This is a genomic window from Lelliottia sp. GFLA7 (genome assembly GCF_056490165.1).
This window is the reverse complement of the sequence record NZ_JBWLAQ010000109.1, coordinates 1-407: the sequence shown is the minus strand read 5'-3', so window position 1 is coordinate 407 and position 407 is coordinate 1. Positions and strand designations below refer to the sequence as shown.

The following is a 407-nucleotide window of genomic DNA, read 5'->3' as shown; positions in this document are numbered from 1 at the left end:
AGATGGGCGTTAGCGGCCTTGGCCTGCTCAGCGCTCAGCTCCAGGATGTGTGCCCGTACCGCTTCTTCGATGAAGCGCGACAGGTCGCCCTTACGGCCGCCGCCCTGGCTGGCCAGAAACATCCGAAGCGACTGGTCGGTGTCGGCCGAGACGGCGACATTCCAGCGAATGGTATTCATAGCGTTCTCCGCTAATAGGTGTTTGTGTGTTTATACGCCAATCACAAAGGGCGATGCAATGGTTCGACAAAACGAAGGTTTTGCCGAACTCTATCGAGGAATGGCTCGGTTCGTTAAGCTCCCCGCGCTACGGTTCAAATAACTGGTACGCTTAATCAAAGTTCAACTATTACTAACGTAGTCGAGTAAACAGTACTTTTGATGAAGATCGGTTATGCGCGAGTGAGC

Annotated in this window: 1 protein-coding gene; it reads right to left on the bottom strand. The window is 53.1% G+C overall.

Going from position 1 to position 407, the window contains the following annotated elements; translation table 11 throughout:
• The coding region (locus tag AC07RN_RS21395; RefSeq protein ID WP_478337285.1) for a ribbon-helix-helix domain-containing protein at window positions 1-179 on the bottom strand (179 nt) is incomplete at its 3' end.
• Between the last annotated feature and the right edge of the window lie 228 nt (window positions 180-407).